Below are 5,112 nucleotides of genomic sequence, written 5' to 3' on the forward strand. Positions count from 1 at the left end.
GGCGCTGGTGCAGTCCCAGGCGTCACTCCCAGCGGCCACAAAGCTCGTGCTGACCGGCACGGTCTCGCTGATGACGATGCCGACGGCCTGCTGATTGCCGGTGTTGGTGTAGTGGAGCGTGTAGGTAATCAGCCCACCCGGAACCGTGCTGATCCCGTCGTCGGTCTTGGTGATGACGAGATCGGGCGCGGCGGTGACGGGCGTAACCTCGTCGTCCTCGTTATTCAACGGGGTCGGGTCGTCGCCATTGGTGCCGTCGTCAGTGATGACGACGGTGTTGGTGATGGTCGTGACGCCCGCGGGCAGGCTTGGATCAACCTGCACCACGAAGGTGATGGTACCGGTGATGTTGGCACCGAGGTCGCCCACCGGGTAGGCGCAGGTGCCGCTGTTGCACGACCAACCGGTCGGTGTGATGAAGGTGGTGTAGGTCGGCACGGTCTCGGTGATCACGACGCCCGTCGCGTCTTGGTTGCCAACGTTGGTGTAGGTGAGCGTGTAGGTGATCAGGTCGCCGGTTGTCACGGTGCGGTTGTCATCGGTCTTGGTGATGACCAGATCGGGCGCGGCCTCGACCGGGGTGACCTCGTCGTCGTCATTGTTGTCCAGCCTGATTTCGGGGCCGTTCTGCCCGTCGTCGGCGATGGTGACGGTGTTGGTGATGCTGGTGAAGCCAGCCGGGAGACTTGAGGCCAGCCGTACGGTAAAGGTGATGCTACCAGATGCACCTGCCGCCAGGGTGTCGAGACTGGTCGTACACGTGGCCCCGGCGCTCGTGTCCGGTGAACAACTCCAAGCGCCGCTCGGCGCAACAAAGCTCGTGCTGACCGGGACGGTCTCGGTGATGACGACGCCAGTGGCGGCGAGCGTGCCGAGGTTGGTGTAGCTGAGCGTGTAGGTAATCAGGTCACCTGGCGCCACCGTGCTAACGCCGTCCTTCTTGGTGATCGTGAGATCGGGCGCAACGATGGTGATGGTATCATCGTCGCTCGTGTCAGGTTCTTCGCGCTCGTTCGGATCGTCACCAGGCAGACTGGTTGATCGGGTGATCGTGGCCGTGTTGGTGATCACGGTGCCGTTCAGCAGATCGCCCGCGAGCGTGACTTGGAAGGTGAAGGTGCGGCTTGTGCCAGCCGCAATGGGGCCACCAGTGTAGCGCACGATCGTGTCGCTGCCGCTGATGACGGTGTTATACGCAAAGTCAATCGGTGTGGTCACTGGGCTCACCGCGCTGAAGTTCGCCGCGGGCAGCGGGTCAACAATGACCACGTCGTGAGCCGGTGAGGTGCCGGTGTTGGTGACGATCAGGGTCACGGTGACCGTTTCGCCTGCATAGGCCGTTGCCTGGCTGAACTGCTTGCCAAGCTCCAGTCGCGGTTCGACCACGGTCACGTCAACCTGGTTGCTCGTGATGGTCGGGCTGTTGCCGATGGCGATGCTCGCCCGGTTGATGAGGGTGGTTTGTGGCGCAACCCCGCTGTTCCCTGGCACGTCAAGCACCCGCGCTTGCAGTTGCACGCGGAAGCTGTTGTTGGCCGGGTTGTTGTCGGTTGTCACCGTGACCGGCGCATTCCAGTTGAGCACAAGCGTCCCACCGTTGCTGCCTGGCTCGGTCAGGCTATACGCTGGGAGCGTGCCGTTGAAGCCGGTGGTAATAACATTCGTGCTGCCGGTCAGATAGCTCAGGCCGCTCGGCAGCGTATCGGTGACTACGAGCGACGGGAAGATGCCCTCGGCCAGGCTGATGGTGAGCGTATAAGTGACGACTTCGCCAAGCGTGACATTGCTGCCACTAGTGGCTAGCGACGAGGTTCCCGCCAGCGCCTTGATCAGTTCAGGCACCGTAAAGATACCCGCGTCCCAGGTCACGTCATCGGTGTTCGGTGCCAGCGTGATCGTTACCGTGCGCCCGGTCTCTACATTGGCATTGCTATCGGTTGCCAGCGTACCTGTTCCGGTCGGGCTAAAGGTATAACCGGTCGGCAAAGCAAACGCGATGAGATAGTCGTTGGCCCCTAGCATGTCAAAGCGATAGGAGCCATCGCTCGCGGTGGTGGTCGTCGAAAGAACGGTGGTTCCGTTGGCGGCATAGAGGGTGACGGTAACATCAGCCACCCCGCGTTCGCCGGTATCCTGGATGCCATTCTGGTTCAGGTCGAGCCAGACCCGGTCGCCGAGCGAGGAGCGCTGGAAGAAGCCGAAGTCGAGCGTCAAGTTCGTGTTCGCGTCGACATCACCGTCGTCAACAGGCTCTTGGCCCGAGGTGAGCATGATCGCATTGCTGCGTGCAGTTTGATCCGTGCCAAGACCGTTGTCGTCGTTGTTGGTATTGTTATTCGGATTTGGCGTACCGGCAATATCGGTTGATGAGCGATAGCCTTCGGGTGCGGTGACCTGCACCAGATAGCCGTTGGGCTTGAGATCGGTGAACCGATAGAACCCATCAGCGCCGGTGGTGATGCTCGTGATCAGCGTGCCAGTGAGATTACGTGCCGGCGTGGTGCCGTCGTCAAAGAAGATCTCGACCGTCGCCCCGTCCAGACCGATATCGGTGCCTGCCACATAGGTACCGCTATTGTCGCGGTCAAAGAAGACCAGGTCGCCCAGGGTGAGCGGGTGATAGAAGCCGAAGTCGAGCGTCAGGTTCGTGTTGGCGTCGGTATCCCCGTCGTTGATTGGCTCCTCGCCCGAGGTGAGCGTGATGACGCCGCTGGTGGTAGCCCCGGCGGTGCTATTGCCCAGACCATTGTCATCGTTGTCCGTATTGGTGTTCGGATCAACGACGGTATTGTCGGACGAGCGATAGCCTTCTGGTGGCGTCACGCGCACGGTGTAATCACCAGGGCGCAGATTGGTGAAGGTGTAGAGACCTGTCGCGGTCGTCGTCTGGCTGAGTACATTGGCCCCGGTCACGTCGGTGACGACGCTGCCGTTGCGGAGTAGTTCAACCGTTGCCCCGGCCAGGCCGATGTCGGTGCCAGCCACGTAGGTGCCGCTATTGTCGCGGTCGTGGAAGACCAGGTTGCCCAGGGTGAGCGGCTGGTAGAAGCCGAAGTCGAACGTCAGGTTGCTATCGCCACCATCAGTTGGCTCCTCGCCCGAGGTGAGCGTGATGGTGCCGCTGCTCGTCGGCCCGGAGGTGCTATTGCCCAGGCCGTTGTCATCGTTGTCCTGATCGTCGTTCGGGTCAGCGACGCTATTGTCGGATGAACGATAGCCCGCTGGTGGCGTCACGCGCACAGTGTAAGCCCCGGGGCGCAGATTGGTGAAGGTGTAGATTCCGGTGATCGTGGTTGTCTGGCTGAGTACGTTGGCCCCGTTCACGTTGGTGACGACGCTGCCGTTGCGCAGCAGTTCGACGGTCGCTCCGGCTAGTGGGCTGTCAGTGCCTGCTCCATAGGTACCGCTATTGTCGCGGTCGTGGAAGACCAGGTTGCCCAGGGTGAGCGGGCGGTAAAAGCCGAAGTCGAGCGTCAGGTTGCTATCGCCACCATCAGTCGGCTCCTCGCCCGAGGTGAGCGTGATGACGCTGCTGGTGGTAGCCCCGGCGGTGCTGTCGCCCAGGCCGTTGTCGTCGTTGTCTTGATTGTTATTCGGGTCAGCGACGGTATTGTCGGACGAGCGATAGCCCGCTGGTGGCGTCACGCGCACAGTGTAAGCACCAGGACGCAGGTTGGTAAAGGTGTAGAGGCCTGTCGCGGTCGTCGTCTGACTGACAACATTGGCCCCATTCACGTCGGTGACGACGCTGCCGCTGCGGAGCAGTTCGACGGTCGCCCCTTCCAGCGGGTCGTCGCCACTGTTGTAGGTACCGCTATTGTCGCGGTCAAAGAAGACCAGATTGCCCAGGGTGAGCGGTCGGTAAAAGCCGAAGTCGAGCGTCAGGTTGGTGTCGTTATCAGCGTCACCATCGTTGGTCGGCTCCTGGCCGGAACTGAGCGTAATCACGCCGCTGCTGACGATGCCGGTGCTGCTGCTGCCAAGGCCATTGTCGTCGTTATTGACATTGGTGTCTGGGTTCGCCGTGGTCGCGATGTCGTCGGACGAGCGATAGCCGTCTGGTGGCGTGACGCGCACCAGATACGCGCCCGGGCGCAGATTGGTGAAGGTGTAGAGGCCCGTCGCGGTCGTCGTCTGGCTGACCACCGTCACGCCATTTACGTTGGTCACGACCGTGGTGCCGTCAGCCAGGAAGAGTTCGACCAGCGCCCCGACTAGTGGGCTGTCCGTGGCTGGCTCGTAGGTGCCGCTATTGTCGCGGTCAAAGAAGACCAGATCGCCCAGGGTGGCGGGTCGGTAGACCCCGGCATCCCAGGTGGCGTCATACTCACCCGAGACAAGCGTGGTGTCACTCATCACGCCGGTCGTCGGGTTGGCATCCGAGTCGGTGGCACTGGTGCCGCGTCCGGTGACGGTGAAGCGATAGCCGTTGGGCAGGGTCGCCGTGACGGTGTAGACGCCTGGGGTCAGGTTGGTAAAGCTGTAGACGCCGCTCGCGTTGGTCGTGGTGATGGCGGTGATCGGCGCATTCAGCCCGTCGGTCCCCGTCAGCGTGAGGGTCACACCCGCAACGCCTGGTTCGCCCGTGTCCTGGATGCCGTTGGCATTGCGGTCGAGCCAGACCAAGTCGCCGATGCTCGCGGGCCGATAGAGCCCCGCGTCCCAGGTGTCGTCAAGCTCACCCGAGGTGATGACGGTGCTCGCCATCACGCCGGTGGTCGGATTCGCGTCACTGTCGGTCGCGTCGTTGCCACCCTCATCCTGCGCGGTAATGCGGTAGCCGCTGGGTGCGGTGACGGTGACGGTGTAGGTGCCCGGGACAAGATTCGTAAAGGTGTAGATCCCGCTGGCGTCGGTCGTGGTCGTGCGATTGATCGCATCCCCGGCCCCCGTGACGCCGGTGAGCCCGAGCGTGACATTTGGCACGCCAAGCTCGCCCGCATCCTGCACGCCATTGCCATTGGTATCGTCCCAGACCCGGTCGCCGAGGGTGCCCAATTGATAGAGCCCGGCGTCCCAACGGAAGTCGTCCACGCCGCTAACCAGCGTGATGTCGGCGGTGGTGCTGGTCGCCCCGGCCCCGGCGGTCACGTCGCTATCGAGCGCATCGTC

The 5,112-nt window shown here is 62.5% G+C and carries 1 protein-coding gene; it reads right to left on the minus strand.

Annotated elements, in window-relative coordinates; translation table 11 throughout:
* Window positions 1-5,112 (minus strand): SdrD B-like domain-containing protein (locus tag EKD05_RS25055; RefSeq protein WP_129678324.1); only part of this gene is annotated, 5,112 nt, incomplete at both ends.

The sequence above is a fragment of the Candidatus Chloroploca sp. Khr17 genome (assembly GCF_004138165.1).
GTDB lineage: Bacteria > Chloroflexota > Chloroflexia > Chloroflexales > Chloroflexaceae > Chloroploca.